The organism is Komagataeibacter europaeus LMG 18890, from assembly GCF_000285295.1.
In the GTDB taxonomy this organism is placed as follows: domain Bacteria; phylum Pseudomonadota; class Alphaproteobacteria; order Acetobacterales; family Acetobacteraceae; genus Komagataeibacter; species Komagataeibacter europaeus.
Window position 1 is genome coordinate 1 of sequence record NZ_CADP01000318.1, and the last position, 1,070, is coordinate 1,070.

The 1,070-nt window shown below is 59.4% G+C and carries 1 protein-coding gene; it reads right to left on the reverse strand.

Annotated features, from left to right (window positions below):
* A partial coding sequence (locus GEU01_RS23930) for a DUF4158 domain-containing protein (protein WP_042711045.1) occupies positions 1 to 1,070 on the reverse strand: 1,070 nt, incomplete at both ends.

The following is a 1,070-nucleotide window of genomic DNA, read 5'->3' on the forward strand; positions in this document are numbered from 1 at the left end:
GCACGCAGACGCTCGCGCAGCTGGGTCAGAACACAGAGTTCGTAGGCCTGTCGTATGACTGTTCCCTCTGGCCTGACAAAGCTGTGCCAGGAAGGCGGAATGAAACGGATCGGACAGGAGTCAGGCAAGCGGCGTTTACCGGTCCGATAGAGGTCTCCAATGATCTGCACCGCCTTCAGTAATCCCTGTACCGTGCGACCACCCTGAAACTGGAACGCGTTCAGGAATGGACCAATGGCAGGACGAAGAGAGCGATGCCGGTTGATCAGTTCGGCCGTGCGATCAATGGTCTCTGGAGCTGTCAGGGTTTCAGCCCTGCCGATGGCGTCCTGGAGGCGGGGCCAGTCAATTCCCGTAATGGCAGACAGTGAATCAACACCCTGATCACGCGCCTCAATCAGATGACGGCAGGAGGTTGTCAGCAGACGAAGCTGGGCCTGCAACGATCGCATGGTGACAATCGCTTTGTCACGGATCCGGTGCTCGGCACGGCGCATCATGCTTCCGAGGAGTTTGTCCATCATTGTGAGGGTCGCGTCGGTTAGAACCTCCTCAAGTCGGACCCCGGCTGCCACCAGAATGGCGTAACGACGGGATGACCGAAGCTCGGCCAGATGCTGGGGCGTAATCCGGGCAGCTTCTTCGCTCAAACGGTCAAAGGCCACACGCGGTATGGTCGTGGCGCGAGCGCTGTCGAGGTTCAGGGATCGTACATACTCCAGGCGTTCCAGCAATCGCAGGATATTGCGCGCGGCTGGTGACAGGGGCGGGTTACGCAGCCACGAGAGCGAGGAGGCACTGCGATCGCCACGACGCTCCAGCATTTTGTCCAAACGACAACGGGTTTCCGGCGGCAGATCCCCTGCAAGGACGTCATGGACAAGGTGATCGGCCTGCTGGCGAGCACGGCGCACCAAGGCTTCAATGACAGTGACCGACGGCAGGAGAATGCTTCGGCGACGCATCTCGTCAATCAGGATCGCAGCCATGCGGGATGGCTGGGTCACATGATGTGCAATTGGCATCGCGAAACCGGTCATGTCATGAAATGCCGACCGATCGAAGGTTCG